We start from the raw sequence: 26785 nt of genomic DNA on the forward strand, positions 1-26785 counted from the left end.
GTGGGGTGGGCCGGACAGCCCGCCCCTAATCTTAAACAGGCGTCTCGCCTATTTATCAAGAAAGTCAAAGCGCTAACTCTGGGGACGTGCTAACTTCAAAGCTTCGCGAGCTGATATTCCTTCACTTTGAGTACCAAAATACCACAAAGCAGCAGCAGCCTCAGCGCGGGTCAGTGGTTTCTTGGGTTGAAATAGCGTTGTATAGCCAAATACCCGACGAATATTTGATTTTTCACCATTTTGGAAATCTGCCAAAACTGCCCGTAACGCTTTCGGGTCGATTTTCCCAGCATCCTGAAAACCCCAAGTTTGTTTGACTGCTTCTAAATTGGCAGAGGGTAAAGCTTGACGTGTGTCAAGCGGGACTTTCCAAAGAATCAACTGCTCGCGCAACAGAGGTGCATCAGGTTGAAACAAAACTGCTGTAGAATCTCCAGACAGAGAACTGGGAATTAATCCTGCTTCGGCTAATCCCTGAATTGTCGGAAAATCAGGGTCTGTTTTTGGCACATCCCGAAAAGTTGGTTGAGAACTTTCTGATGCTACACGAATCTGCTTTGCTGCATCGTTAGCGTGCATCGCATTGTTAGCTGCAACAAGCCAACGGGCAAATTGCCGACGAGTCACAACTTTACCTGGGTCAAACTGGTTCGTTGTGCTGCCATTGGTTTTTGTCACATTTGATTCTACAGTTAAAACTCCTAAGGCTCCCAAATCTTGAATGTATTGCCGGAATCCTTGAGGTACCTTGTTGAGATCGCTGAATTCTTGAGAAGTGGGAGTGGCTGCTGTAGCGTTTTTGTTATCAGATGTATCACTTGGTTGTGTTGCTGTTTGTGATTGTACCGGACCAACAAACGAGCGATCGCCTGGCTGCGCAACAGCAGCATCGTTAGCAGTTTGAGGGCTTGGAGTTGGGTTAGGTTCAGTTGTTTGGGCGTTAGGAGTTTGGGGGCTTGGAGTTGGGTTAGCTTGTGCTGTTTCGGTAGAATTAGGTGAATAGGAAATCAGTATTTCAGTAGATGTTTGTGGTTGGTTGGGTGCAGGGTTGGTAACTGTTTTCGGCTGAATTGAAACTTTCAACTGCATATCATTGCGCCGCGCCTCAAAAGAGCTTCCTGGCTCATCTGTAGGGCTTTTCACAATCTGCCAGTTGTTTGCCTGAAATTGTTGAAGATAATAGTTTGCAATAAGATTGCTGGGGTCAGAACTCAGCCAGCGAGTGGATACATTGGAATTTTCGTTACTTGATGGTGTCACCTCTTGCAAGGTGGCGCTAGGATACAACGGGATATCCTTGGGAAAATCACTTGGCAACTGAACTGTCGGCTGAGGGGTTTGTGGTTGTTGGCTATTGCGTACCTCTTGAGCGCCAATGGTGAGTGGGCTATCCTTCAACCTGGGATCAGCCGCCAAAGACTGCTCAATGTTTTTGGCGGCGGGACTGTTGGCACAGGCTGTTAAAGAGGTGAGTAAAACAGCCAAACTCACTAATAAAACTGGATGTTTACAGTGCACCACGCTTAATCACAATTCAAGTGTCAATTCCTACACTAGCAAAATACTTTGAGAAGAACCTAGAAATCAGGTTAAAGCTGCAACGAAAAATGTCTAAGAACTGCAAAACTAAGTAACCTTGCACGTACATTAGAACCTTGGAGAACTTTTAGACGTAGAAAGCGTCCAGTTGCCAAACGAGAAATTCCCTTGAGGCGAGCCTGAAGCCTGACTGTTAAAAACTTGATTCCATCTTTTTCATTACCAGCATATAACGGCATAAATGCCAGTTGACCATAAAGGACATCAGCACGATGAGTTCTACTAAGATTGTTTTGCTGATGTTCTGGATTGGGTAATCCTCCATGTTCACCATAGTTCCGCCAAGGAATGTAGTTTTTCAACTTTCTTTGGCGTAGAAACGAATCAATAGTTGAGTCCCAAGTAGAGTAGGTCGTGGCTCCCTGTTTTTCTGTCACTTCCTCTGCCAAGTCTAGCAAGTAGCGGGCAGCCTGTGGAGTCACAATGTAAGCAACTGCTGAAGTAGAAAACCCTTCGGCATAGCCATCAGATGAAACGCTGTAGACCTGGGGTGCACAAGTATACAGCCAACAAATTCCAACATCACTTTGATTCGGATTAAAGGGTAGAGGAAGCTGAGCAAAATTTCGTACTGGGACAAAATCCGCCTCAATAATCAGAGTGAGTTTATCCTCTTGGACGGCTCTTTCCCAAGCTCGTTGATGATTCATTAGGCAAAGATAACTCCGGGAAAATTTTTGATATTCTGGTTTGGTTTCTTGCCTGAGGACTTCATGCAAAAAACCTTCTTTGCTCAATGCTTCTTCAAGCTGCTGAGTTGATTCTTTACTGGCAATCATAAAAACTTTACTAATAGAGTCTCCTAGGAGATTTTTTCTTGGCTGTTGGTTAGTCAACACTGCTTCTGGTGCTTTGATTTTCAAAGGATTAAGTTTCATGCTGTTAAAATTTTCCGAACAATTTTTGCAGGCGAAACAACTCAGTTAAACTCAATTTATAATTTTATGTTCAAAAAATAAAACGCTTTGAGTATTAATACTTTAAGCGAAGATTCAGCTTTTCTAAGAGGATGTTTGGAAAGTTGCTAATAACACCAAAATTTGAAGCAGATCCCCCCAACCCCCCTTCTTAAGGGGGGCAAAAAGCCTTTCAAAGTCCCCCTTTTTAAGGGGGATTTAGGGGGGTCTAAAATACTTGGCGTAACAAATATGACTTCTCAAACATCCTCTAACGCTAAATCTTTCAACCAGTTATTCAGTTATTCGTTACCAGTAGTTTTTGTCCATTATGAGTGTGCTAGTCACAGTCAAGCACTTACCAGTGATAACTGTTCAGTGTTCACTGTTTTAAATCCACTATTACGCTGTCATCTACGGCGCTAAGCAAAAGAAAGGAAGTTATCACCAACTATTTTGAAGTGCTAAGCTGGGAGTAAGTCCCCCCTTTGCCTCACTCAAGGGCGCATTCATGATAGCGATCGCTGTCCTTTCCAGTGCAGCCGATTTTGGATAGTATTCAGCGGACGAAGATAAGCTGAAGGCAGGCAACACTCGGAAAATTCCTATGTTGAGCGGTACAATGGCAGGTTGCATCGATCGTTGATTATTAGCCAGGGTTTTTTTCCAGTTCTACCGATGATGGATGGTAATTTGGGCGGTAAATTTGGCTGTTGTGTTGCTTTAAGGTGTCGCTGGTTTTCCAAAATCGGGACGCACAACAAGCGCAATCAAAAGCACAGAGTCTGATTGTTACTCGCTACGGACAAGTGGGAATCTGACTAACGTTCACTCATCGCGCAAAAGATAGCCCAGAGGTAGACAGACTGTTGTCTACCTCTGGGGTAAGATGGCAGCAACTCCTGGCTAAAAGCATACAAAGAGCAGTAAATTTGAGTTTGTGATGCGCTCAACTGATCTGCCAAAAGAAAATCATTTGCAGAGGATGGTGATGAGTTACACAAAGCTTTAGGGTTTTGGTACTACTCCCATCAGGAGTGCATAATGACCTATTTTTTCTTGGCGCTCTAGCGTGCGGCACGCCGCTTTGCGTCTTCCCGCGTCTAAAGCCCTAAGCGCAAAGCGTACGCACTCGCGTTCGCGTCTAAGGCATCTTGGCGGTTTTTTTAATAGGTAATCTTTTGGCAGGATAGGAGTAAAGTTCTTTGAAAACCTTCTAGAGCGTTAGTTGGGACAGTCAATTGCCCTTCTTGAGGTTGGCATCTGGTTGGGAGCAGCGTAAAAGATTGCCCGCAGTCTATGCAAGCAATCAAATTGATCTGATCTTGGACAAACCTTGACGAAACAGTTGATGAGAGCGAAGATTGCGGCTTAGATTCGATGCGCGCATGTCTTTGAGGTCAGCTAATTCCTCAACAAAAAGCAAGGAAATCGCTAAAAACTAAGTATCTCATTTGAAAAACCTATGTGGGTTAGGAGTCCGAAAAATCTAAAATAGATATTAAATTGAAAAAAAACAACGACTATTCCATCGACAACCGCCAGTCAATTTTTTACTTTCCGTAAAGCGTCCTCGGTTTGTTACCAGTGCTGAAACACGATTACATGCAAGTTTCCCAGGATCAGCCTATTTATTCTGATGCTCCACTACAGCTGTTACTTTTTGTCGATGGACGACCAAAGTCCAAACCGCAAGTACAGCGAATTCGCTCTTACTTAAAAGAGTTACAAGCTGACTACAACTTTGATCTTCAAATCATTGATGTCGGTCAACAACCATATTTGGCGGAACATTTTAAACTGGTAGCAACGCCAGCCTTAATCAAAATTCACCCTGAACCAAGGCAAATCCTAGCTGGTAGTAATATAACTGGTGAATTGAAAACTTGGTGGCCCAGGTGGCAAGCAGCTGTAGACGCCTACTTAGAATTACAAAGTGGTTTACACGAAAATGATGAAAATGGTCGTCTCAGAGAACCAAAGTCGTCTATTCGTTCAGTTGCTGTTTCAGCCGAACTAATACGACTTTCAGATGAAATTTTTCGCCTAAAACAGGAAAAAGAGAAACTCCAGGAGCAGATCCAGTTTAAAGACCGGGTGATTGCCATACTAGCCCATGACCTCCGCAATCCCCTGACTGCGGCTTCTATAGCTATAGATACCCTGCAATCTAACTACAATCCTCAAAAAGGTGAATTCGAGCGTCTAACACCAAAGATGACGTTGCATTTATTTAAGCACGCCCGTAACCAAGCCAAGACAATAGACCGTATGATTACTGACCTTTTGCAGGTAGATCGTGGTAATGAAAGGGAATTTCCCATTCAACCGCAAAAGGTGGATATAGGCAAACTTTGCCTTGAGGTTCTGGAGGAATTGCGCGATCGCTACATCGCCAAATCCCACAAAATAAAAAAAGATATCCCCAAAGACTTACCCAATGTTTACGCCGATCCAGAACGCATACGCCAAGTGCTGATCAACCTGTTAGACAATGCTATCAAATACACGCCTGAAGGTGGCGACATCAGCGTTTGTGGACTTCACCGCACTAGCCAAAAGGTTCAGTTTAGTATTGGCGATACTGGTCCTGGTATTCCTGAAGAAAACCGCGATCGCATCTTTGAAAATCACTATCGCCTGGAACGTGATCAAGGTAAAGAAGGTTACGGCATTGGTCTGTGTTTATGCCAGCGCATTATCCAGGCGCACTACGGTCAAATATGGGTAGATACAGCACCCGATGGCGGAGCATGGTTCCACTTTACGTTACCAGTGTATCCAACTTAGCTAGTTTTTGGATGTGAGTTGTCTCGTTCCCTGGCGGAGCGTGGGAATGCTATCAGTCAAGTGGCTCACATTATCCGTTTCAAACCCTAATTCTTGGCTTTGTTTGAGTCAATACTTTTCCTGGCTTCCTGAAAGCCTCAAAGCAGCGATAATTTGAGTATTTGCTTCCGGAAAAGCATACTGATCTAGGTCATCCAAACTGACCCAACGAATTTCTTCACATTCAATTGGTTGAGGAACACCACAGAGGTAACGGCAATTATGCACTGTCAGGGTAACGCGCAAGTGGGTATAGGTGTGGTCAATTGTGATCAGATGCTTTCCTACTTCTATCTCTATTCCCAGTTCTTCATAAATTTCCCGTCTAATACACTCCTCGACAGTTTCGCTTGGCTCGACTTTACCTCCAGGAAATTCCCACAAACCCCCCATCGTACCACCAGAACGACGGCGATCAATGAGAATTTTCCCCTTGTCGTTCCAAATCACAGCAACGCCAATAACTTTATGAGGTAGGAGAGTAGTGCTTTCATCCATGGTTTGTTTTTAGAGTAATGTGGAGACAAGCGGACAATAGGACTAATAGACTTCTTGCACTCATTAGTTTGCTTGATGTTCTTGTTTGCGACGAAAGCGCTACTCATTTCTACTTCTGTTGCCTCTCTACTATTGAGTCCATGTCCGAAGACTCCAGTGAAGAATATGACATCAAAGTAATCATGTTTTATATAATTACTTAATTTCTCAATAGAATCACTGATATGGTTTTTAGCACCATATTTCCTTTTCTCCTGCTCAATTTCTATTGTCCAATAATCTTTATTTTTAAAGTATTTTTATAAGGTTTTGTATACCAATCACAACCAATAAATAAAATTTTATGGAATTCCTTATGTTTCACAAAATAAGGAATAATGATATCTTCTAAGATACGGCGCTCAGGATAATTTAGATGTATATCAAACCCCCGAAGCCTATGTGTTGCGATTATAAAAAGAAAACTTTGAACTTTTTTAACTAAGGGAAGAGGAAGTAAATTCCTTAAAAAAGTTTTTGTGGAAGCAAGGACATCCATAAGTGATTTGTCATTTTAGAGTGGTAGATCATAAGGAGAAGGAGTTATCAAAATACTGCTGATTATGAACTCTAGCTCAGTGTTAGCATATCAACAGTATAATGACTCCCTCTACTACTAATAAGTGACCCTAGTTAAGAAATCAATTTTCGCCTTATGAGAATTTAACTTTTGAAAAAAATCTCATAAGGCAAAAAGAAACGTTGTAGAAAGCCACTGGGTAATCCAGGCATTTGAGAGGAGTAGGTTTCAATAGCTTGTTTTTTTCTGTCTTTAACAGAATCAATCGCTAATCGGTAAGCATCACCTATATCCTTAAAGTTTAGATCAAAAGACAGTGGATTTTGCCAAAGCATCCAAATTGGATATTGTAATAGTTCGACTTGGATTCCCGATGCGGCGATCGCCTCCTGAACCAACTGGTAAGTTGCTTCGTGATCCCCATGAACATCTTTTCTATGAGGAACGTAAATCTCTTCTGGCATAAAGGACTGTAGCCGTTTAACTAACTCATTAACTATGTATTGGCGTTGATCATCAGCCAGATTTTGCAAAGAACCATCTATTTGATTGAGAAAGTGAGTTTCTGAACTTGCAATTCCCAAAATATTTAGAGCCTTCGTAGCTTCTTGCTGGCGAATATCTGTGATTGTTTCTGGTGTAATCCAGTCGGGTCTGCCATACCGTCCATCCGTCAGAAAAATTACCTCTACAGGCACTCCTAGTGACCGTTTCAGAGCAATAGTACCACCACAACCTAGAGTTTCATCATCTTGATGGGGAGCAAACACCATTGCTGATTTTTTACTCACTGTTAGTGGCTGACTTTTAAAATACAAAATCCAGCGAGACAGGATGCCTGCATTGATAGAACGAAGCTTACCTCCGAAAATCGCTTTTAACTTACTAAAAATTTGTCTGTTTCCCATGTTCTTCCATGCGTGTCTTTTTTGCCCTGATTGCTGAGAATTTTCTCTACAACATTTCGATATTATTCTGTAAATTTCTCTCTGGTATGATTAGCTCTCACAAATTCCCAGGCTTTTCTCGCCATGATTTTTAGTTCTAAAGGAGAAAGACTGGCAATCATCCGGATCGAATTCTTAATTTCTTCAACCGAAGATTCTTTTAAAAGCACCCCAAAATCGTCATGTACATCCACACTTGCTTCATAGCATTTTACTAAAATTTAGCTATTTTAGAGTGTAATCTGGTTCTAAAACAGAAGAATGAAGTAAGAGCAAAAATGCCTTTTTACCCCAGTTTTACTGTTGTGTTAACTTTACCAGAAACAGAAATTTAAAAGTTAACATATAAGCAAACATAGAGTTAAGTTTTTGTAAAGATAATAGAAAATTTTATAAACTTTTGATTAAGCGTAACTACTAATGCGCATCTGAGCAAAGTAGTAGCCCTGATTCAGCGGCTGTTCTGTCATTCGGTTAACAACCTGCTTAGAGGAATTTGACAAAATACGTAGGAGGAAATAAATAAACTATCTTGACTTATTATTTAAATTTATTGATGCCATCATTCTGAAAAAATATACTTTTGTATTTTTTTTGTAAGGATTGTTCTAAGTGGCGCTTTGGTTTACATATCTTCGCATAGCGCTCTTTCCTTTTTTCTATCTAATTAGGTATTGACTTTTGAATGGAGGTGTCGTCTGTTTGCTTACTAAGCAGAAATTGAGGTGGTATAAATACATCGAGCATTGAAAAGTAAAATAGAAGGCATGAGCGATTGCAAGGCTATGCTCAGGTAAATCTTTGATAGGACGCCATAGAAAATGTTTTGACAACCATTTACCAAGAGAACAATCTCATCAATTTTCGCTTGTTCCTATTTGGATAAATTTTGGATAAATTGCAGCCAACAATACAAAACGGTAAGTGCTAAGTCATACCATTATTCATTGCGTAACATATCACACAACTGCACTGAGTAAAATATTTTCCACAAAGTTTTAGCTTTCGTACTTCCGGCGCGAATTTCAAGTTTTAATATTTGCTTTAACTTCCCAGTTATGATCCAAAAAACCTCTAGCTCTCTCATCGAGACTTTACGCGATCGCCGACAAAGACTAGCCAACCTCATTGATTTTCCGGCAATTCTTTGGTCAGGAACTAGCAGCCCGCGTAACTTTCCAGCAAATGTCTTTCCGTTCCGTGCAAGCAGTCATTTCCTCTACTTTGCAGGGCTTCCACTGCCCAATGCAGCAATTCGGCTTGCAGCAGGTAAGCTAGAACTCTTCATGGATGATCCCCAACCAGAAAGCGCTCTTTGGCATGGAGAAACGCCTCATCGTGAGGAAATTGCTCAGATGATTGGAGCAGACGCTGCTAAACCAATGGCAGAATTAGAGTTGTGGACAGAAGATGCAGCAACAATTGCCGCACAAGATGCTGCTACTTGGACACAGCAGTCGCAACTCTTGAATAGATGGGTTTTGCCAAAAAGCCCACCGCAAGGAATCGACTTCGAGTTAGCCAAGGCAATTATCTCGTTACGCCTCATCCACGACGACGGGGCATTAGCCGAACTCCGAAAAGCTGCCGCCCTCACCGTAGAAGCTCACAAAGCTGGCATGGCGGCGACAGCTAGCGCCAAAATTGAAGCAGAAGTCCGTGCGGCGATGGAACGAGTCATTATTGGCAATAATATGACCACGTCCTACACCAGTATAGTCACAGTTCACGGCGAAGTTCTGCACAACGAGCAATATCATCACGCACTGCAACCAGGCGACTTGGTGCTTGCTGATGTTGGTGCTGAAACCGAGATGGGTTGGGCTGCTGATGTTACTCGTACTTGGTCAGTTACGGGTAAATTTTCATCTACCCAAAGAGATATTTATGATATTGTACTAGCGGCTCATGATGCTTGCATCGCCAAAATACGCCCTGATGTGGAGTATCAAGATTTACATTTACTCGCCTGTACTGTGATTGCAGAAGGCTTGGTGGATTTAGGCATTTTGCAAGGAAACACGCAAGATTTAGTGGAAATGGACGCCCACACGCTCTTTTTTCCCCACGGTATCGGTCATTTGCTGGGTTTAGATGTCCATGATATGGAAGATTTGGGAGATTTAGCAGGTTATGAAGAGGAACGCACAAGGAGTAACCGTTTTGGTTTAGGCTACTTGCGTTTAAATCGTCCCTTACGTCCGGGAATGTTAGTCACAATTGAGCCGGGATTTTATCAAGTTCCAGCAATTTTAAATGATGCCAATCGACGTTCCAAATATCAAAATATTGTTAACTGGGAGCGCTTATCTCAATTTGCCGACGTGCGAGGAATTCGCATTGAAGATGATGTTTTAGTGACAGAAGAAGGGAGTGAAGTTTTAACTGCGGCATTGCCGACACAAGCCAGTGCTGTCGAGAATTTAGTACGTGGTTAAAAAGGACAATGGTCTGTGGCTACTTGGTTGACATTTAAGCGAATGCTTAACTATAATGAAATTAAGCATTTGCTTAAGTGTTGGCAGCAATATCCTATGCTGCGTATAAAGGTTGAAATCTTATGAATCAGGAAGACAGAAAAACTATTGAGAAACGAGTTGTCTATGTGCCTGAAGTAAATAACTCATTTGCACCTGGTTCTGTCCTTAGTGTTGAAGTGATCAATGATGAAGAAGTTGAGTGGCAATGGACGCACTTTCCTCAAGGTCAAAGTGCAATCACTGGATATAAGATAGTCAAGAAGAACAATAAAGCTAATCTTCCCTAGCTAGCCTTAAGCGACGACTAGCACTAAGTTCAGTGAGCAAAGTTTCATAAGTTTGCCAGCTAATACCTGATAAGTGAATTATTTCTTGAGGTTGAATTAGAGTTTTACTAGTCATATCAATAAATTGACAAATAGAAAGTATTTATGGCTATTTCATTCTATGCACAACCACCCGGAAATAAATTTCACTGGGTTTTAGCCGAAGTCAGTTTTAACTGACTGAAAATCAGAATTTTGTCGGTTAAAACTGATATCTTGCAAGAGTTGCAACAGTGAGTCGTCAGAGGCTCCAAACCCTCGTTACCAGGTTGAACCTGGTAACGAGATATTAGAGCCTCTGGCTCTTGTTGAGAATAGTGCAAGATCTGAGTTAAAACCGACTTAAGCTATAAGCTGTGGAACTTGAGTTCCTGGCAAATTGAGGAAGAATGAAATAACCTTGCCCTGACTTTAGTCTACGAGCGAAGGCGTTAGCGCTTTTCCAGAAACTGTAGAAATTGCGACGGATTGTACCAGTTGCTTCTAAATTTTCTATCTACACTCTTATCACCTAACTAGAAGTTCCTAACTTTGGTTGATTCAAAGTTTCCCAGACTACAAGCCATTTTTTCTCCAACTGTGTTGCCTGGTTAATTTTTACACTACTCAAGTTCGCACCATTGAGATTGGCTCTGCTGAGATCAGCGCCTTCCAAATTAGCACCTTCCAGGTTAGCATTCTCTAAATTGGCATCGCTGAGGTTGGCGTTCTTCAAATTGGCACCACAGAGGTTAGCCCCACAAAGGTTACTACCGCTGAGGTTTGCCTCCTTAAGCTTGGCATCGCTGAGATTGGTTTCTTTGAGAAAGGCACTACTAAGGTTCGCATTCCTGAGTTTGGTGCTATTCATATAGGCACTGCTAAGATTAGCACCCAAAAGCGTGGCATTACTAAGATTGCCACGCCATAAATAGGCACTACTGAGGTTTGCACTGCTGAGGTTTGCACTCCTCAAGTCAGCATTGCTGAGGTTGGCATTACTGAGATTTGCATCTTTTAAGTCAGCATTGCTGAGGTTGGCATTACTGAGATTTGCATCTTTTAAGTCAGCATTGCTGAGGTTGGCATTTATCAAATCAGCACTGCTTAGGTTTGCATTCTTCAGGTTGGCATTGCTGAGGTTGGTATCTACTAATCGAGTACCACTGAGGTTACCATTCGATATGCTGGCTCCACTGAGGTTGGCACTACTGAGGTTGCTACCGCTAAGGTAGACAGAGTTGAAATCAATATCTGCTAATTGAGCATTGCTAAGGTTAGCAAGGATGAGGTTCAAACTGTTAATGTCTTGATTGTGAGATTTCAGATTAATAATTTGCTCAAGCAAATCAGATTGACAATCAACTTCTTTTTCTGCGTCACTCAAGTCTGTGTTGTTAAGAGCTTGAGAAATTGTCAATATTTTTTCAGACTCCTTCTCGACGCGCTGCTGTTCGCTCCAAGCAAAAAATAAAGTACATAAACATAAGTACAAACCAACTACAAACCCTGGTGGTTTACCTTTTGTCAGCAGCAGCATGACGGTAAAACCTGAACCAACCCAAGCCATTGGCTTGACTAACGAAATCACTCTAGTCTTCGCTTCTCGATAGACACTAAATTTTTTACGGTTAGTTAAAGTCATGCTCAATACCTTTCTTGCCTTTGTTGGAATTACTCAAATTTGCTTAAAACTGACTAGCTATTCAACCTACAAGCAAAAGCCATAGAAGAACCTTAAATGTCAATATGCTCAAACCTGGCATACTATGGTAGACACAAGCCATTTTCTTGCAGGCAAACATCATGGTCATAAGATCCATTTATCACGCGATGTGCTGCCCGATTAAGTTTAAAATTGTGAGAATATAATTCAGGACGAGTTTTGTTGGTTTGAGCTACCCTGAAGTAAGCGACCAATGAACAGCATTTCTGCTGAACGCGTCCTGATTTGGCTGGTAAATATACCTGATAAAAAATATGTATAACTATATACTAGTTTAATTGTAGTAACTCTTTCTATATTTTTTGTCTGTCAAAGTTTACTGACAGCATCATTTGTGATCAGAATTTCTTCAGGAGCCTAACTACAATCTGTGACGCGTGTGATGCACCTTATTTATGATCCTGATTTGTAGAGGGCGTTCAATTGGTAACGCCAACAATATGTTATTGAACCCTTCTTTTGAGCGCTGTAGATGAGCTTCTGACTACAAGGGAACCTAAATATTCTAAAACCTCTAATGGTTCAACTGCAACTTTATCTTTCACTACTTACATTAAAGTATCATTCTTTTTTCACTATTATAACAATTATAAAAAAGCGAAATAAAGTCTAGATATTTACATAAAATAACAAGTGCATTTGACTAAAACGAAAAACTTAAATATATTCAGATTTCTATAATGAAAAAGTTTGTAGACGCACTTAGGGTAGGTTTCTATCGGGCCAAGCGAAGTATAAAATTTTTCTTTTCCTTGCTCTTTTCTCCTCTAGACTTTCTACACAGTATCCCTTTGCTACAGTGGAAGTTAAAAAACACTAAGCTGTATATAGCGCGTTAAAACTCTGCTGCTAACTACCTGTCACTTAACTCATTATGTTTGAAGCACTAGCTGACCGTTTAGAATCTACCTGGAAGAAACTCCGAGGTCAGGACAAAATTTCCCAATCCAATATTCAAGAAGCTTTGCGGGAAGTGCGTCGCGCCTTGTTAGAAGCGGATGTCAATCTCCAGGTAGTTAAAGATTTTGTCACCGAAGTTGAAGCCAAAGCACAGGGATCAGAGGTCATCGCTGGCGTACGACCTGACCAACAGTTCATCAAAATTGTCTACGATGAGCTGGTAAAGGTGATGGGGGAAGAAAACGTTCCTTTAGCACAGGTTGAGCAGTCTCCTACAGTTGTGCTGATGGCGGGGTTGCAGGGTACTGGGAAAACAACTGCTACTGCCAAGTTAGCCTTGCATCTACGTAAATTAGAACGTAGCTGCTTAATGGTGGCGACAGACGTGTATCGTCCAGCAGCGATCGACCAACTGGTGACACTAGGTAAGCAAATTGACGTGCCAGTATTTGAGCTAGGATCTGATGCTGACCCGGTTGAAATTGCGCGGCAGGGTGTGGAACGCGGCAGAGCAGAAGGGATTGATACAGTCATTATTGATACTGCGGGTCGCTTGCAAATAGACCAAGATATGATGGCGGAGTTAGCCCGCATTAAAGAAACTGTCCAACCCAATGAAACGCTGTTGGTGGTGGACGCGATGACTGGTCAAGAAGCAGCCAATTTGACCCGCACTTTCCACGAACAAATTGGCATCACTGGTGCAATTCTCACCAAGTTGGATGGCGATAGCCGAGGTGGAGCAGCACTGTCTGTGCGGCACATCTCAGGAGCACCAATCAAGTTTGTTGGTGTGGGTGAAAAAGTTGAGGCTCTGCAACCGTTTTATCCTGAGCGCATGGCATCGCGGATTTTAGGGATGGGCGATGTTCTGACCTTGGTAGAAAAGGCTCAGGAAGAAATTGACCTTGCCGATGCCCAGAAAATGCAGGAGAAAATCTTGTCAGCGAAGTTCGACTTTACTGACTTTCTTAAGCAAATGCGCCTGCTTAAGAACATGGGTTCGCTCGGAGGAATCATGAAACTGATTCCAGGGATGAACAAGCTGTCAGATGAACAACTCAAGCAAGGCGAAACTCAGCTTAAGCGCTGTGAAGCGATGATTAATTCTATGACCCGCCAAGAACGCACTAACCCCGATTTGTTAGCAAGTTCTCCGAGTCGGCGGCGGCGGATTGCTAATGGATCTGGCTATAAGGAAGCAGATGTTAGTAAGCTGGTGAGTGACTTCCAAAAAATGCGTAATCTCATGCAGCAAATGGGCCAAGGAAGCTTTCCTGGTATGCCAGGAATGTTCGGTGGTATGGGTAACCCAGGGGCTGCCCTTAACCGTCCAGCTGCCCCTGGTTGGCGCGGTTATACTGGCGGTGCTACCTCGAAAAAGAAACCGAAGAAAGACAAAAAGAAGAAAGGCTTCGGTACGCTTTAGTCATAAGTGAGTGCTTAGTTGCAACTAAAAAATAACAACTAACACCTGACACTGTGCAAGTGCTAAAATAAGCATTTTAGCATCACTAGGTTCACCCGCCTACTTAATGGGAGGAGCCTAGACAAATAGATAGACTGTTTTTAGAGGAGTAACGTTGCCCTTTAAACTGTCTTCGGGAAGCTTCTATAATATGACTTCCCCATAAACTTACTTGCAAACCGATTTCACCAAACAGGAGAATGATTTCTTAACCATGATTAAACTGCGCCTGAAGCGATACGGTAAAAAGCGGGAAGCGAGTTACCGCATCATCGCTATCAACAGCCTCGCTCGCCGCGATGGTCGTCCCCTAGAAGAACTGGGTTTTTATAACCCTAGAACTGATGAAGTACGACTGGACGTTCCCGGTATCGTCAAGCGACTAGAACAGGGCGCTCAACCGACTGACACAGTGCGTCGCATCCTACAAAAAGCTAATGTCCTTGAACAGGTTAGTGCAAAAGCCTCATCATAAGGTCGGAAAAATATCCGCCACAACCAGCCCAGACTACGTTGAACTAGTACGGTTTCTGATACAACCGTTTTTAGATTCTCCGGAGTCTTTGAGTATCGATTGTGAAATGTCTGGCACCGGCAAACGCGCTTGGATTCGCATTGCCTTTGATAGCTCAGATAAAGGAAAAGTGTTTGGTCGGGGTGGACGCAATATTCAGGCGATTCGCACTGTGGTTGCCGCAGCAGCTACAGCAGCTGGACAATCAGTGTATTTGGACATCTATGGCAGCACTGCTACTCGGGAGGGCTTGTCTTTTGATGACGACACAGAAGAGCGATTACCGCCGCCAAAACCCAGAGAAAAACGTGGAAACGGACACAAACCTATTGCTAGATCACGCTCCCGATAGGTTTCAATTAGATTGTTGCCAACTGAAGTATCCAAGGTAGACCCCCAAAAGGAGATTTCCCGTAGGGTAGGGTAGTATAGGTATGAAGTAAAATACGGTGTATTTCAACCTTTATGCTTCAGCCTTTACCGCTCCGAAAAACCTATACAGAACTAGTCAATTCTAGACAAAACTGTACACAGTGTCGGGGCGTGCAGTCTAAGCCTTAAATGGCTACGTTCGATTGGTCATGACACCTACAAGTGAACGCCAGCTTGTAGCCACCGAAGTTTGTTACGGAGGGAAACCCTCCTGACAACTTCTCACTGTCGAAGATAGTTAAGGAATTAGCGAACAGGTTTATAGCTATAGTGCTGTCTTCCTAACAAGCCATTTGAACATTGACGAGGCAAACGTTACCCGCAAGGGGTTGGCAGAATATGCCATTGACACACATCTATACAAAATTACCTTTCTTTGTATAGATGTGTATAGAAATCAAGTTTCAGTTACTAGCCCTTGCTTTCATGGTTGATACTTCAACCTTGTAGTACCTGAAGGGGTGAAAAACGAGCAAATTTGGTACCCTGGCATGGCTTGGTTAGTGCAATTGCTGGTTGTAGCGCAATACCCTAACTTATAAATGGAATACTGCGCTCATCCGCAATCGGGCACTACATAGCAATAGCATTGTCAACACGCGATGCTAAATCAATTCTTCTCTCAAATTCATCAAAGAATCTCTGTAAGGAGGTGAAAACAGGGAGTGGCTGAAGTGCGTTTGGGTGAGAATGAGTCAATTGACTCGGCATTAAGGCGTTTTAAAAAGAAAATTCAGAAAGCTGGAATTTTATCAGAGGTCAAGCGCCGGGAAAGATACGAAAAACCCAGCTTGCGTCGTAAGCACAAAGCGGAAACAGCACGCAAAGGGGGTCGCTATTAAATCAAAGCAATGTCTTTGATTGTGGCGATTAATCAATGCCAACTAGCTGTTAAAGTTAAGCTTTGAATTTGTTGGAAATCCAACCAAGACAAAGTAGAGAAGTGATTCTGGTCTTCTCTACTTTTCATCAACAAGTCTTAATTTAGACGCAAATGTTCTCAAGAAATAAAACAACAAAATTATTTGAATTGTCTAGTTCAAGTAAAGTCTATTGCGTATTTTTATAATTTTGGATTTAGAATTTAGAATTTATGATGGCAGGTAGCTTAACAATTGAACTGCCGGATATTCCAAGTGCGATCGCACTGGCAGGAGAGGGGGAAGAAAATCTCAAAACTCTGGCACGGCAAACAGGAGCAACTCTAGTATTGCGCGGGCAAGAACTGTATATTTCTGGCACAGAAAAGCAAATTGATCTAGCGAATCGATTAGTGCGATCGCTTGAAGACCTTTGGAGTAAAGGCAATAGTATTGGTAACACGGATATATTGACAGCGCGTCAAGCCTTAGACAGCGATCGTGAAGAGGAACTGCAAGATTTACAGCGAGATGTGATCGCTAGAACGCGCAAAGGTGAGGAAATCCGCGCCAAAACCTTCCGCCAGCGACAGTATATCGAAGCGCTAGGCAAGCGTGATTTGACTTTTTGCACCGGTCCAGCTGGTACTGGTAAGACTTTCTTAGCAGTTGTCGTCGCTGTACAAGCACTGCTTGCCAACCAATTTGAACGGCTGATTTTAACTCGTCCTGCTGTGGAAGCTGGTGAAAGACTTGGTTTTTTACCTGGAGACTTGCAGCAGAAAGTTAATCCTTATTTACGTCCACTCTACGACGCGATCAACGAATTCATTGACCCAGAAAAAGTCCCATCATTGATCGAAAGAGGCGTTATAGAAGTGGCTCCTTTAGCGTATATGCGGGGACGTACACTAAACAATGCTTTCGTCATCGTCGATGAAGCTCAAAACACCACACCAGCTCAAATGAAAATGGTTTTGACTCGTTTGGGTTTCCGTTCTCGTATGGTGATTACGGGTGATATGACGCAAACCGACTTACCACTCAACCAACAATCTGGATTAACAGTGGCTGTACAAATTTTAAAATACGTTGAAGGCATAGCTTTTTGCGAATTTTCCCAAAAAGATGTTGTACGGCATCCTCTCGTTCAGCGCATAGTCGCTGCTTATGAAAAGTACGAAAAATAGTCATTACTCATGAAACAATGACTAATAGATCTATTGCAAAAGTCCAATTTTTTTGAATGGAAACCACAGATGGACACAGATGGACACAGATAATTTATCCGCGTCAGTCTGTATGCATCTGCGGTTCCAAATACCCAATTTTTGCAGGAAATCTAATGACTAATACAGCACATTGCAAGTAAATGAAGTACAACGTTGTTATCTAAAAGTCAGACACAGAGCAAATTTGACTTCTAACTTCTGACTTCTGACTCCTAAATTCTGCTGTCACTGATCACTAATAACTCATGACTAAAACACTTAAAGAATTTTTGGAAGCTTGTGAAACCCTGGGAACATTGCGTTTCATTGTCACTAGCAGCGCCGCTGTTTTAGAACCACGCGGTAAGCTGGAAAAGCTGTTTTATGCAGAACTCCCCAAGGGGAAGTACGCGAATATGCATACCGAAAGTTTTGAGTTTCACTTGAATATGGATAAAATTACCCAGGTGAAATTTGAAACAGGTGAAGCGAAGCGAGGCAACTTTACCACCTATGCTATTCGGTTTTTAGATGACAAACACGAACCAGCTTTGAGCTTATTTCTACAATGGGGTAAACCAGGAGAATATGAACCTGGACAGGTAGAGGCATGGCATACTCTACAGGAGAAATATGGGGAAGTTTGGGAACCAGCACCAGCAGAAATTTGATATTAGGTTCCAACAAGTGGATTTTCAGATTTTCTGCAAATTCTTGTAAAGAAAGCCCTGATAACTGTAGAGCGTTGATTGTTTACTGTTTACTGATAATTCCTAGAGATGCAACTTGACAAGAAAATTCTCCGCGTCTTCTTGGTTTTCACAATTTGGTAAACTCAAATACATCGTAATCACCTCCGCGAAGCACAGATTCGGTGTGTTTACCTTGCAAGCGCTTACCAGTAACTTGCTCTAGAACACCCCAAACAGCACCGAGCGTATAACTACATTTACGCTCGGAACCTTGGGGTTCGCCTGCAGAACAAAAAGTTTCTGAAGTGTAAACTTTAATAACATCGCCTTCTGATACAATGCTGTGAATAATACATAAGCGAGTCCCATTTTTACCCAAAGCCAACTCAAGTTTGTAGGCAATATCCTCGAAGGACAAAGATGTCTGTGTCAAACCTAATTCTTGTGCGAGATGTCTACCACGATTTCGTCCAGCAGCAATCAAGGCGATCGCAGCTGCCTTTTCACCCAATGCATCTTCTATCCCGACAACTGCTGACTTAAAACAGATAATACTGCTGAAATCTCCAAGTATTGGACGTAACATACATTATGCTCCAGTAAATAAAGGTCTTTTGGTGTAGCGAATTTAGATTTTGAATGCGCGGATTTTGGATGTAAAATCTCAACTCCAAAACGAGTTAACCTTTAAGCCAACAGCGGTATAATTCTGCCAACAGCGCGTTTAACTTCAAGAAACAAAATGCCTTGCTTGACAGCAGAATTTGCTAAAACCAATAAAACTGCTTCAGCACCACAACTTACTAATACGCCATAGCCTTTCTCACCTTCTACGACAATACGATCAACATTGCCGCGAGCTAACTCGCGTCCAATCCGTTCGCCCAAGGAAAGCATAGATGCAGACATAGCAGCAGTACGCTCTTCATCCATTCCAATTGGGAGCACGGAAGCTAACGTCAAACCATCAGGGCTAGCAAGAATTGCCCCTTGAACTTCAGCACTACCAGAGACAAAGTTTTGCAGTTCATCTTGCAACATTGAAATGTTAATCATGACTCTTTCCTGGGGAATTGTTAACAAAATTTGCGATATAGGGTATGGAACTTTGACAATTCAAAATTATTTTTTTGAATTTTGAATGAACGAATTTTTTTACACCTTGTCTTTTTCAATCGCTGTCTTTGAAAGCAACGTATAAGCTTTGGGCGACATTTATTCAGTGGAGTTTTGATGAAATTCGGCAATTTCTTGGATGAGAGCAATCAACGCTTGTGTCACCGAAGTTTTACAGGTAGCATTGACAGAAATGATCGGCGATCGCGCCTTTTCATCCACCAATCCCAAAGCGATCGCCACATCTTCTGCTTCCCATGCATCCGGGCAATCGGTGTGAGTCAGCCCAATCACATATGGTATCTGCATCCGTTGGTTAACAAAGTTGAGAATACGCCGTCCAAAACGTAAATGATCCGGGCGATGTGCATCTACGAGCAGGATGTAGGCATGTGCCTTGGCAATGAGGATGTCCCACATAAAGTCAAACCGTAACTGTCCAGGTGTACCATACAAGTGCAGCGATTGATTTGCTGCAATATTGAGTCGCCCAAAGTCCAAAGCGACTGTGGTTTTCTCCTTCAGTTGTCCGACTTCATCTGTCGCTTTCCTATCGGTATCCACGACATCTATTTCACTGATTGTGCGAATCAAGGTTGTCTTTCCTGCACCTACGCCTCCTGTCACCACTATGCGTAGGATTTCCATTTATACCTCCCCAATGGCACGAGAACCATAGTTACAAAATGCTTCTGGGGAAATGACAAAGCTAATCTCAAGACTAGGGGATATAACTTTAATGAGTAACTTTGAGCGATCGAGTGCGGATGATTGTGTTAAATACATCAACTTTTGTCCTCTTCAGGAAATTCGACAGTCATCACTTTTGTGTGTACCGATGCAATGTTCCTAACTATCAAAACAAATTGGGAGGATGAGAACCCCTGAAGATGTAGTTTTCCTCCGTGCGTCAAACTACATCTGTGTTTTTAAGGGGGGGCGAGGGTCTAACACGAAGAAAATGGTCAGCCTTATTACTACGAGTACGCGACTACGAAGACAGATAAACATTACAAAGGCTGACCATTTTCTAGGGGACAATGCGTCGGATGAAATCTGACTCATAGGGCTTTAGCTATGCGTTTCTTTTTCAATGTATTGCCTTACGGCTTCTCTGATTAACTCATTCATTGACCTCTCTTTTCGTTTACTTAGTTTTACCAATTCTTCATACTCTTATGAGCGAAAATCTTGCACTAAACCTACTCATAACATCATTAATATGTTATATTGATGTCATGGTAACACAAGGATGAAAAACTCCAAAAAACAAACGTGATGCCATGCCTACCCTCACAACTGAAGATATAGGGTTGTGTTGAGAAGAACCATTGCGTTGCCAACAACCGCGTAAAATCTTCAAGGTTGGAAGATCCTAAAGTAGCCGCACATTCCTTCTCCTGACGGAGACGCTACGCGAACGGGAGCGAGGCGGGTAGGACTGTTTGAACCAGTCAAAGCCTCTTTGGGGCAGAACAACGTTGCGTAGTCCGATTTCTAAGGAAAGTGCAACAACAGTTCGGAATCCACGTTTTTCAAAGCGTGGAGAGTTCAATGCATTTGTAGATTCCGCACCCTGAAATAGTGTTTTTAATCCTGGATTTTCAGTATCTCATATCACATAGAACGTGCGCCAGTGGTAATTAACCGTCTAAACAAGCCTTCTGTCCAGCCAGTTTCTTGAAGAACAGCAGCTGAAGAAACTTCCACATAAGCTTGCTCAATAAAAGCCAAGTCAATCATACAAATACGGCTGAGCGAATCTTTGAGAGCTTCAGTTTTCCCTTCTGTTTGCAGGCGTTTACCGACTTCGTGGATCACCGTCGCCATTGCTGGAACAACGTGCTGAGGTCCAATCCCAATGCGGACGTGAACTAAACCAATTTTCCAACGGCGATCGGCGTAAGCTGGACCCCACTCATCTATACCTGTAAACATTTCGTGAAACCATTCAGTAAAAGTTTGGCGGAGGCGATGAATGCGAGATTCTCCAGTGTGCAAAATCGCATTCATCTCCTCATCACGTTCCAGGTAAGCATAAAAGTGGTCAGCCATTTGTGGAGCAATTTCTAACCCCCAGTTTGCATGAGATTTCAGCACAACTTTGTCTTCATCTGTAAAGCTAGAACGCTTTTCCAGCGCGGACATAAATGCATATGGTTCTAAAGCCATTATCTAAGTTCTCCTTGTATCAATAAAAATAAGCAACCTTAATTAGGAACCTAAACATTGCTGTACAGGCTCTTGTTTATTCGCAATCAAGCCAAAAGGGGTGTAATTTTTGCAACAGCCCGTTTGATTTCAAGAAACAAGATGCCTTGCTTGACAGCAGAACTTGCTAAAACTAATAAAACTGCCTCAACACCACAACCCACCAATACGCCGTAGCCTTTCTCACCTTCTACAACAATACGGTCAACACTGCCGCGAGCTAACTCGCGTCCAATGCGTTCGCCCAACGAAAGCATCGATGCAGACATAGCAGCAGTACGCTCTTCATCCATTCCAATTGGGAGTACAGAAGCTAACGCTAAACCATCAGGGCTAGCAAGAATTGCCCCTTGAACTTCAGCACTACCAGAGATAAAGTCTTGTAATTCATCTTGTAGCATTGAAACTTTGATCATGATTCTTTCCTCCAAAATTTTTGGTAAAGGTGCTCCAGTATTTTCTGTAGTTGTCACTAAATTCGATATCCAGCGATTCTCGAAAGACTGACATACAACATTCCCAAACTCCTCTTCACTAGGCAAAATGGGGGAATTTTTCGCCTCGTCGTTTGCAGCAAGGGATAAGGGTTGGTGTTCTGGTTCTTCAGTATTTTCCACTAATATGGGTAACAAAGAATCTTCTTGAATTGATAAATTTGATACGTTTTCAGACTGAGTGAATATTCTTTGAAATACTACTGAAAGTAGGTTCAGGACTTTGCCAAAAGGCATAGCGGCTAAACAGCGTATCCAATATGTTAGTTTTTATTATTACATTAGTTTTTGTCAAAAAACTTTCTTGCCCACCTACTTTTTACATTCTTAGTTTGTTCTCAACAGGACAAAAACCCTCATCCCACCTAAAAGCCTTCTCAACTGGGAACGCATGAAACCACAGATGTAGACGCGTGATGTCTGTTGCAAAGAAGTTACGCTGTACCTGCGGCTTATAGTAGCTTCCCGTAAACTCTTTGATAAACGCACCTTTGTTAGGGGCTAGGATTCTCGATTAAGCTTTGCTCTTGAGAAAACCAACCAAATTTTGCAAAAACGAGGTACTTATCTTATGTGGTTCTAGTTGTTTAGATTTTTGGAATTGGGAGACAGAGGAATTAAGTGAGTTAAAATCCATCGGATAATCATTCAGGTTTAGTGTAGACTCCGCTAAGGGAATTTCTTCTACCAAACCTACAAGCATCAGCCGAAAAGCAGCTTGCTGGACTATCGCTATTGGTTGGTTGAGTTGAGAGGCGATCGCACTTAAAGAAACACTACCATTAGCAAATTCCCACACTTGCCACTCCAATGGATGCAAGTGAATCTGAGGTTTGTTATGAGTAATACTCCTAATACCAGAACTAGCATCCGGGAGGACATCGGCTAGCACTTTCCAGTCTTTTAAAGCTCTTACAGCCATCAGAGCCACTTCTATCGTTCTCAGGCTTAATCCTGTCATCTCTTTTAAAGGTACGGCTGCTTTGCTATCCAGTTTAAAGACTCCCTTTTGGATTGCAAAAAGCTCTCGAACCTGTTGTAATTGGCTGGCAAATAATAGGTTTAGCTGCTCAGCACTTAATATTCCATGAGTTTTCAGGAGTAACCCAAGCGGTGTTGCTAGCGATGTTTCAGGACAAAGTTGTTCAATCAGTTGTTGGTTTGCCCAGCCCCTTTGTATTATTTTGTAGCTTAAACCTTCACCGTTTAAGCGATTAGCAGCAGCAACAACACGCCCTTGGCGAAACCAAATGTAGTAGTAATGAGATTTAGAACCTGGAGCATGAAGATCTGGTAAAGTACAAACTGTTAAACAACCAGATTTTCGCCCTTGGTCAATCAGTTGAAACAATTCAGCCAAGGAAAAATCCGTAAAAGAACTAGATAGGCTCATTATTAATGCAAGAACTATAAAAGAATTAATTCATCCGAACTTGCACCCTGATAAATATTTTTTTTAGCAAGTTTGATATTGTGCTTTAGTCAAAAGCGACTTCATCGACTATTCGTTCACTAGAAGCATAAATACAATTTTCAATTAAGAGAACGAGTAATTCTACCAATAAAAAAACTCCTATTTCTTTACTTAAGTGATAGTACTTAAATAAAAGCTGATTTTTTTTATAAAATATACTTGTCTTTTGTCCTGACTTTTCACGTCATGTGGAAAAACCAACGTGAAACCTAACCCCCTAGCCCCCTTCCCTTGTAGGGAAGGGGGAAAATTGAAAGCCTCTCTCCTACAAGGAGAGAGGTTTTCCAGATATCGTGAAAAGTCAGGTCTTTTGTCCTAGCTTCTGTTTAACAAAGAGATTGGGTTAAGTATTGAGTTTATAGATGTCCATGTGAAATTTCATGAAAAAATAGCAATACAAGTTTTGATTGAATGAGTTATTACTCAAATAAAAATTCATAATTTGCAAAATACCGTCATGATGCTTGCTATGAAGGTGATTTGGACTTTTTGCTTGGTTTGTTTATTCCTTCTGTTAAATAGGGAGGCGTTAGCTGGAGAGTTATCTGAGCATTTGCTACATTTTCCCCAATGGGAAAAATTAACTTCCGTGCGACCTGCTGTCGGAGATTTAGTTTATCCTGACTGGATAATGGGTTCTTGGCAAGTGAAAAGTACGCTATGCGATTTAGTTGCACCCTTAGCTCCCGACATCGTGACACCTGGATTTGAGGGTAATCGTCAGTATCTCAAAGAGCCTATAAGTTTTCCAGTGCGATTTGTGCGAAAAACAACGCCTGAACCTGGATTAAAAATCCTTCCCCAAACAAGTCGCAAATCAGCAGTAGTAGCGGATAGAGCTTTTAATGGCTTGAATTTGGCAAAAGCATATTTAGGCAACACTGTGTTATCCGTCAAAGTAGATCCAGATTCTCCCAATCGTCAAATTACGTTTTTACGGGGTGAGCGTCAGCTTGTTTCCATTGTCGCAGCACGCGCTACAGAAAATACATCAGATGGCAAGTTTATCACCACAGAAGTGTTTCAACAACTGTTTAAAGGTGGTGGGCGTCCTTATTTCAACACTGTAGAATCCACCACCGCCTACCGCAAACTTTTGACATCCAATCAAGCTATTGAGGCGGATCAAGTCACTGCTGTTTATCTGTCGCCTCAAGATCCAGATTACTTTAAGGCTGGCTCTCGACCAGTCGCACTCTATCGCTATCGCCTGGAATTTCTTCCCATCGACGAGGTTCCAACTACTCCTTAAGAATGATTTACTCGTTGAGATGTTGAATAGTTTGTAGTATAAATGTAGTATAGAATTCCAAGCTAACGCTCTTGACCAGAGTGCATCATGGCAAAATTTAGAGATATTCTCACATACTACGATCGCTATCGAGCGATCATTATTTTCAGTATTGCCGCAGCAAGCATCTTTGAAATTGTTGATTTAATTGTACCTTATGCTACCGGACAGATTTTAAACGTACTTTCTGGACAACCGGTGGATCGCCTCATGCAGAATGCGATCGCCGCAGTTGCCAACATCACCCAACTCCCACAAAATCGGTTCCTATCTCTTGCAGTGCTAATGGGTTTAATCTTCTTAGTCACCGTTGTGAGAGCGCCGATTCAAATGTGGTCAGCATGGTGGTATCATTGGTACATTGCTTTACGTACCCGGCAAGATCACTTCAAAAAAACGGTAGCAAAAATCCTCACCCTACCGCTAGAATTTTACGACGAAAATAACCCAGGACGCATTGCCGGAAAAATTTCCAAAGGTATAGAAAACCACACCTGGACTTATCCAGAAGTCGCGGGACAATTGATTCCAAAGCTGTTTAGAGTACTGGGAATTTTTGTAGTTATCTTGTTGATTGAGTGGCGCATAGCTTTACTATTTCTACTTTCGTTCGTGGTTATCCTCAGCTTCACTCTTAAAGATTTGAAGCAGTTGGTGGAACAAGAACGACGGCTAGATAAATACATGGAAAATACCCAAAGCCGCAATTCAGAAATTATCACCAACATCAAAACAGTCAAAGCTTTTGCCACAGAAGCACAAGAACTGAAACGGCAAAAACAACGGCTTAACCGCGAGTTTAAAGTCGTTGTTTTCCGCATCCATCTTGGTTACATCAAGCTAGGTACTTTAAGAACAGCTGTCATTCAGTTTTGTGTTTTTATGGTGCTAGGTTTGACGCTGATGGCTACCGTAAAAGGACAAATTTCTCTGGGACATTTCGTAACCACTTTAACTGTTTCCAGCATGGCTTATGCGGAGTTGGAACCAATTAGCAACCTAGCAGAAATATTTGCCCGTCGCTATGCTTCAATGTTGGGGTATCACGACTTAATGCAGCAGCCCATTGGGGTAGATGCAGCCAGCCTGGAAGAGAGTACCGAGGCTTATAATTTCACTGGGAAAGTTGAGTTTTCTCATCTCAGTTTTGGGTATGACAGCGAGCGCCCGGTTCTTTCTGACATCAATCTGTTAATTGAACCATATCAAACAGTGGCACTGGTTGGGCGATCAGGTTCAGGGAAGTCTACTTTAGTGAAATTGCTGTTTCGGTATTTTGAGCCGAATCAAGGGAAGATATTGATTGATGGGCAAGATATTCGGACGTTAGATGTTGGCAATTATCGGCGGCGGTTGGCGATCGTTCACCAAGAAGTAGACGTCTTCAACGGGACTTTGTTGGATAACCTGACATACGGCGATCGACAAGCGAGTTTTCAGCAAGTGGAGGAAGCCTGTAGAATTGCCAGATTAGACGAAGTGATTCGCCAGTTACCCGAAGGTTACTACACTGTTGTCGGTGAGAGGGGTGTCAGGTTATCTGGAGGACAACGACAGCGATTGGGAATTGCTAGGGCGTTATTAGTGAATCCAGATGTCCTGATTTTTGACGAAGCGACATCTAGCTTAGATTACGAGTCTGAGAGATTGATTCAGCTAGCAATGCGTTCAATTTTGGGAACCCGCACCACAATTATCATTGCCCACCGTCTGAGTACAGTACGCGAAGCAGATAAAATTGTGGTTCTGGATCAAGGCAAGATTGTGGAAGTAGGTAGCCACGATGAACTTCTGCGGCACGAGGGAATTTACCGCCGCTTGCACTCCTTGCAAGAAACAGGTGAACTCATCGGCTAGGGTATGAGGTACAGGGTGTAGGTAGGGTACGCGATAGTTTAGCTGTCCGCTGTCACCTATTCCCTTTTTTTCTAAAAAAGCTTGCATTTCTAAACGCTTGTGGTAAGATAATAAATCGTTGGGTGACAAGGGTCGGTGTCCGAGTGGCTAATGGAGGCGGACTGTAAATCCGCTGGCTTACGCCTACGCTAGTTCGAATCTAGCCCGGCCCACCTCAAATTCGGTACCGAGTGCTGAGTTTTGAGTGACTAAAAAACTAATATAGTGATTTAGCATTCACAACTCAGCATTTAAAAACTAAGTCTGCCCGTGTAGCTCAGTGGTAGAGCACACCCTTGGTAAGGGTGAGGTCACGAGTTCAATCCTCGTCACGGGCTTTTTGAAAATAACGAAAAATCTAAAGCTTTCAAGTCATCGGATACTCCA

General features: G+C 42.4%; 27 protein-coding genes, 2 tRNA genes and 1 pseudogene. 13 read left to right on the forward strand and 17 right to left on the reverse strand.

The window, feature by feature from the left end; all coding sequences use genetic code 11:
- Positions 1 to 72: 72 nt before the first annotated feature.
- From ACM0OZ_RS00280 to ACM0OZ_RS00290, 3 genes are all read right to left on the reverse strand, one after another.
- Positions 73 to 1521, reverse strand: a complete 1449-nt coding sequence (locus ACM0OZ_RS00280) for an S-layer homology domain-containing protein (RefSeq protein WP_414580746.1) — start codon at positions 1519 to 1521, stop codon at positions 73 to 75.
- 68 nt (positions 1522 to 1589) lie between these two features.
- The gene (locus tag ACM0OZ_RS00285; RefSeq protein ID WP_414580747.1) at positions 1590 to 2477 is read right to left on the reverse strand and encodes an LPS biosynthesis glycosyltransferase; all 888 of its coding nucleotides are present in this window, start codon (positions 2475 to 2477) and stop codon (positions 1590 to 1592) included.
- 462 nt (positions 2478 to 2939) lie between these two features.
- The gene (locus tag ACM0OZ_RS00290; protein ID WP_414580748.1) at positions 2940 to 3131 is read right to left on the reverse strand and encodes a hypothetical protein; all 192 of its coding nucleotides are present in this window, start codon (positions 3129 to 3131) and stop codon (positions 2940 to 2942) included.
- Between the two features lie 969 nt (positions 3132 to 4100).
- On the opposite strand from ACM0OZ_RS00290, the gene ACM0OZ_RS00295 reads away from it, so the two are divergent.
- Positions 4101 to 5285, forward strand: a complete 1185-nt coding sequence (locus tag ACM0OZ_RS00295) for a histidine kinase (RefSeq protein ID WP_414580749.1) — start codon at positions 4101 to 4103, stop codon at positions 5283 to 5285.
- Positions 5286 to 5393: 108 nt separating this feature from the next.
- On the opposite strand, the gene mutT is transcribed toward ACM0OZ_RS00295, so the two are convergent.
- The 4 genes from mutT to ACM0OZ_RS00315 all read right to left on the reverse strand — a co-directional run bounded on the left by mutT (position 5394) and on the right by ACM0OZ_RS00315 (position 7522).
- Entirely contained in the window at positions 5394 to 5822 is a 429-nt protein-coding gene (mutT, locus tag ACM0OZ_RS00300) for an 8-oxo-dGTP diphosphatase MutT (protein WP_414580750.1), read from the reverse strand.
- 265 nt (positions 5823 to 6087) lie between these two features.
- Complete coding sequence (locus tag ACM0OZ_RS00305) at positions 6088 to 6360, reverse strand: hypothetical protein (RefSeq protein ID WP_414580751.1); 273 nt, start codon at positions 6358 to 6360, stop codon at positions 6088 to 6090.
- A gap of 164 nt (positions 6361 to 6524) precedes the next feature.
- Complete coding sequence (locus tag ACM0OZ_RS00310) at positions 6525 to 7289, reverse strand: PIG-L deacetylase family protein (protein ID WP_414580752.1); 765 nt, start codon at positions 7287 to 7289, stop codon at positions 6525 to 6527.
- Positions 7290 to 7351: 62 nt separating this feature from the next.
- The gene (locus ACM0OZ_RS00315) at positions 7352 to 7522 is read right to left on the reverse strand and encodes a hypothetical protein (RefSeq protein ID WP_414580753.1); all 171 of its coding nucleotides are present in this window, start codon (positions 7520 to 7522) and stop codon (positions 7352 to 7354) included.
- Positions 7523 to 8386: 864 nt separating this feature from the next.
- Here ACM0OZ_RS00315 and ACM0OZ_RS00320 point away from each other — a divergent pair.
- Complete coding sequence (locus tag ACM0OZ_RS00320; RefSeq protein ID WP_414580754.1) at positions 8387 to 9766, forward strand: aminopeptidase P family protein; 1380 nt, start codon at positions 8387 to 8389, stop codon at positions 9764 to 9766.
- Between the two features lie 122 nt (positions 9767 to 9888).
- Positions 9889 to 10095, forward strand: coding sequence for a hypothetical protein (locus ACM0OZ_RS00325; RefSeq protein WP_414580755.1), 207 nt, complete (start codon positions 9889 to 9891; stop codon positions 10093 to 10095).
- Here the strand turns inward: ACM0OZ_RS00325 and ACM0OZ_RS00330 are convergent.
- Together ACM0OZ_RS00330 and ACM0OZ_RS00335 are read right to left on the reverse strand one after the other, a co-directional pair.
- Positions 10082 to 10210 carry a hypothetical protein gene (locus ACM0OZ_RS00330; protein WP_414580756.1) on the reverse strand — a complete coding sequence of 43 codons (129 nt, stop codon included), beginning with the start codon at positions 10208 to 10210 and terminating at the stop codon, positions 10082 to 10084. The two genes, ACM0OZ_RS00325 and ACM0OZ_RS00330, sit on opposite strands and share 14 nt — an antisense overlap.
- 435 nt (positions 10211 to 10645) lie before the next feature.
- The gene (locus tag ACM0OZ_RS00335) at positions 10646 to 11758 is read right to left on the reverse strand and encodes a pentapeptide repeat-containing protein (RefSeq protein WP_414580757.1); all 1113 of its coding nucleotides are present in this window, start codon (positions 11756 to 11758) and stop codon (positions 10646 to 10648) included.
- Positions 11759 to 12713: 955 nt separating this feature from the next.
- Here ACM0OZ_RS00335 and ffh point away from each other — a divergent pair.
- From ffh to ACM0OZ_RS00365, 6 genes are all read left to right on the forward strand, one after another.
- A complete protein-coding gene (ffh, locus tag ACM0OZ_RS00340) occupies positions 12714 to 14168 on the forward strand; it encodes a signal recognition particle protein (RefSeq protein WP_414580758.1) in 1455 nt (484 codons plus the stop codon).
- A 253-nt stretch (positions 14169 to 14421) separates the two neighbouring features.
- Entirely contained in the window at positions 14422 to 14682 is a 261-nt protein-coding gene (gene rpsP / locus ACM0OZ_RS00345; RefSeq protein ID WP_041037084.1) for a 30S ribosomal protein S16, read from the forward strand.
- Positions 14645 to 15073 (forward strand): KH domain-containing protein, encoded by a 429-nt coding sequence (locus ACM0OZ_RS00350; protein ID WP_414580759.1) that lies wholly within the window; start codon positions 14645 to 14647, stop codon positions 15071 to 15073. The genes rpsP and ACM0OZ_RS00350 overlap by 38 nt, the downstream gene beginning before the upstream one ends.
- Before the next feature lie 745 nt (positions 15074 to 15818).
- Complete coding sequence (gene rpsU / locus ACM0OZ_RS00355; protein ID WP_414580760.1) at positions 15819 to 15995, forward strand: 30S ribosomal protein S21; 177 nt, start codon at positions 15819 to 15821, stop codon at positions 15993 to 15995.
- A gap of 254 nt (positions 15996 to 16249) precedes the next feature.
- Complete coding sequence (locus tag ACM0OZ_RS00360; RefSeq protein ID WP_414581041.1) at positions 16250 to 17203, forward strand: PhoH family protein; 954 nt, start codon at positions 16250 to 16252, stop codon at positions 17201 to 17203.
- Positions 17204 to 17490: 287 nt separating this feature from the next.
- A complete protein-coding gene (locus ACM0OZ_RS00365) occupies positions 17491 to 17895 on the forward strand; it encodes a ChuX/HutX family heme-like substrate-binding protein (protein ID WP_041037093.1) in 405 nt (134 codons plus the stop codon).
- A gap of 148 nt (positions 17896 to 18043) precedes the next feature.
- Here ACM0OZ_RS00365 and ACM0OZ_RS00370 read toward each other — a convergent pair whose 3' ends face one another.
- The 8 genes and pseudogenes from ACM0OZ_RS00370 to ACM0OZ_RS00405 form a co-directional block, all read right to left on the reverse strand.
- Positions 18044 to 18502 carry a hydrocarbon-binding protein gene (locus tag ACM0OZ_RS00370; RefSeq protein WP_414580761.1) on the reverse strand — a complete coding sequence of 153 codons (459 nt, stop codon included), beginning with the start codon at positions 18500 to 18502 and terminating at the stop codon, positions 18044 to 18046.
- A gap of 101 nt (positions 18503 to 18603) precedes the next feature.
- Positions 18604 to 18975 (reverse strand): annotated as a pseudogene (locus ACM0OZ_RS00375) (roadblock/LC7 domain-containing protein); the annotation flags it as partial.
- A 156-nt stretch (positions 18976 to 19131) separates the two neighbouring features.
- Positions 19132 to 19680: a GTP-binding protein gene (locus ACM0OZ_RS00380; RefSeq protein WP_414580762.1), complete on the reverse strand. Its 549-nt coding sequence runs from the start codon at positions 19678 to 19680 to the stop codon at positions 19132 to 19134.
- Positions 19681 to 19818, reverse strand: a complete 138-nt coding sequence (locus tag ACM0OZ_RS00385; protein ID WP_414580763.1) for a hypothetical protein — start codon at positions 19816 to 19818, stop codon at positions 19681 to 19683. It lies immediately after the preceding gene.
- A gap of 285 nt (positions 19819 to 20103) precedes the next feature.
- Positions 20104 to 20196 carry a ribbon-helix-helix protein, CopG family gene (locus ACM0OZ_RS00390; RefSeq protein WP_414580764.1) on the reverse strand — a complete coding sequence of 31 codons (93 nt, stop codon included), beginning with the start codon at positions 20194 to 20196 and terminating at the stop codon, positions 20104 to 20106.
- A 453-nt stretch (positions 20197 to 20649) separates the two neighbouring features.
- Complete coding sequence (locus ACM0OZ_RS00395) at positions 20650 to 21204, reverse strand: protoglobin domain-containing protein (RefSeq protein ID WP_414580765.1); 555 nt, start codon at positions 21202 to 21204, stop codon at positions 20650 to 20652.
- 86 nt (positions 21205 to 21290) lie between these two features.
- Positions 21291 to 21875, reverse strand: coding sequence for a roadblock/LC7 domain-containing protein (locus tag ACM0OZ_RS00400; RefSeq protein WP_414580766.1), 585 nt, complete (start codon positions 21873 to 21875; stop codon positions 21291 to 21293).
- A gap of 376 nt (positions 21876 to 22251) precedes the next feature.
- Entirely contained in the window at positions 22252 to 23130 is an 879-nt protein-coding gene (locus tag ACM0OZ_RS00405; protein WP_414580767.1) for a DUF4388 domain-containing protein, read from the reverse strand.
- A 541-nt stretch (positions 23131 to 23671) separates the two neighbouring features.
- Here ACM0OZ_RS00405 and ACM0OZ_RS00410 point away from each other — a divergent pair.
- From ACM0OZ_RS00410 to ACM0OZ_RS00425, 4 genes are all read left to right on the forward strand, one after another.
- Positions 23672 to 24463 (forward strand): DUF6816 family protein, encoded by a 792-nt coding sequence (locus ACM0OZ_RS00410; RefSeq protein WP_414581043.1) that lies wholly within the window; start codon positions 23672 to 23674, stop codon positions 24461 to 24463.
- Positions 24464 to 24550: 87 nt separating this feature from the next.
- Positions 24551 to 26359, forward strand: a complete 1809-nt coding sequence (locus tag ACM0OZ_RS00415; protein WP_414580768.1) for an ABC transporter ATP-binding protein — start codon at positions 24551 to 24553, stop codon at positions 26357 to 26359.
- Between the two features lie 129 nt (positions 26360 to 26488).
- A tRNA-Tyr gene (locus tag ACM0OZ_RS00420) sits at positions 26489 to 26571 on the forward strand.
- A gap of 93 nt (positions 26572 to 26664) precedes the next feature.
- Positions 26665 to 26736: transfer RNA gene (locus ACM0OZ_RS00425), tRNA-Thr, on the forward strand.
- The last annotated feature ends 49 nt before the right edge of the window (positions 26737 to 26785 follow it).

This window comes from Scytonema sp. PCC 10023, assembly GCF_963920835.1.
Taxonomy (GTDB): Bacteria; Cyanobacteriota; Cyanobacteriia; order Cyanobacteriales; family Nostocaceae; genus Kalymmatonema.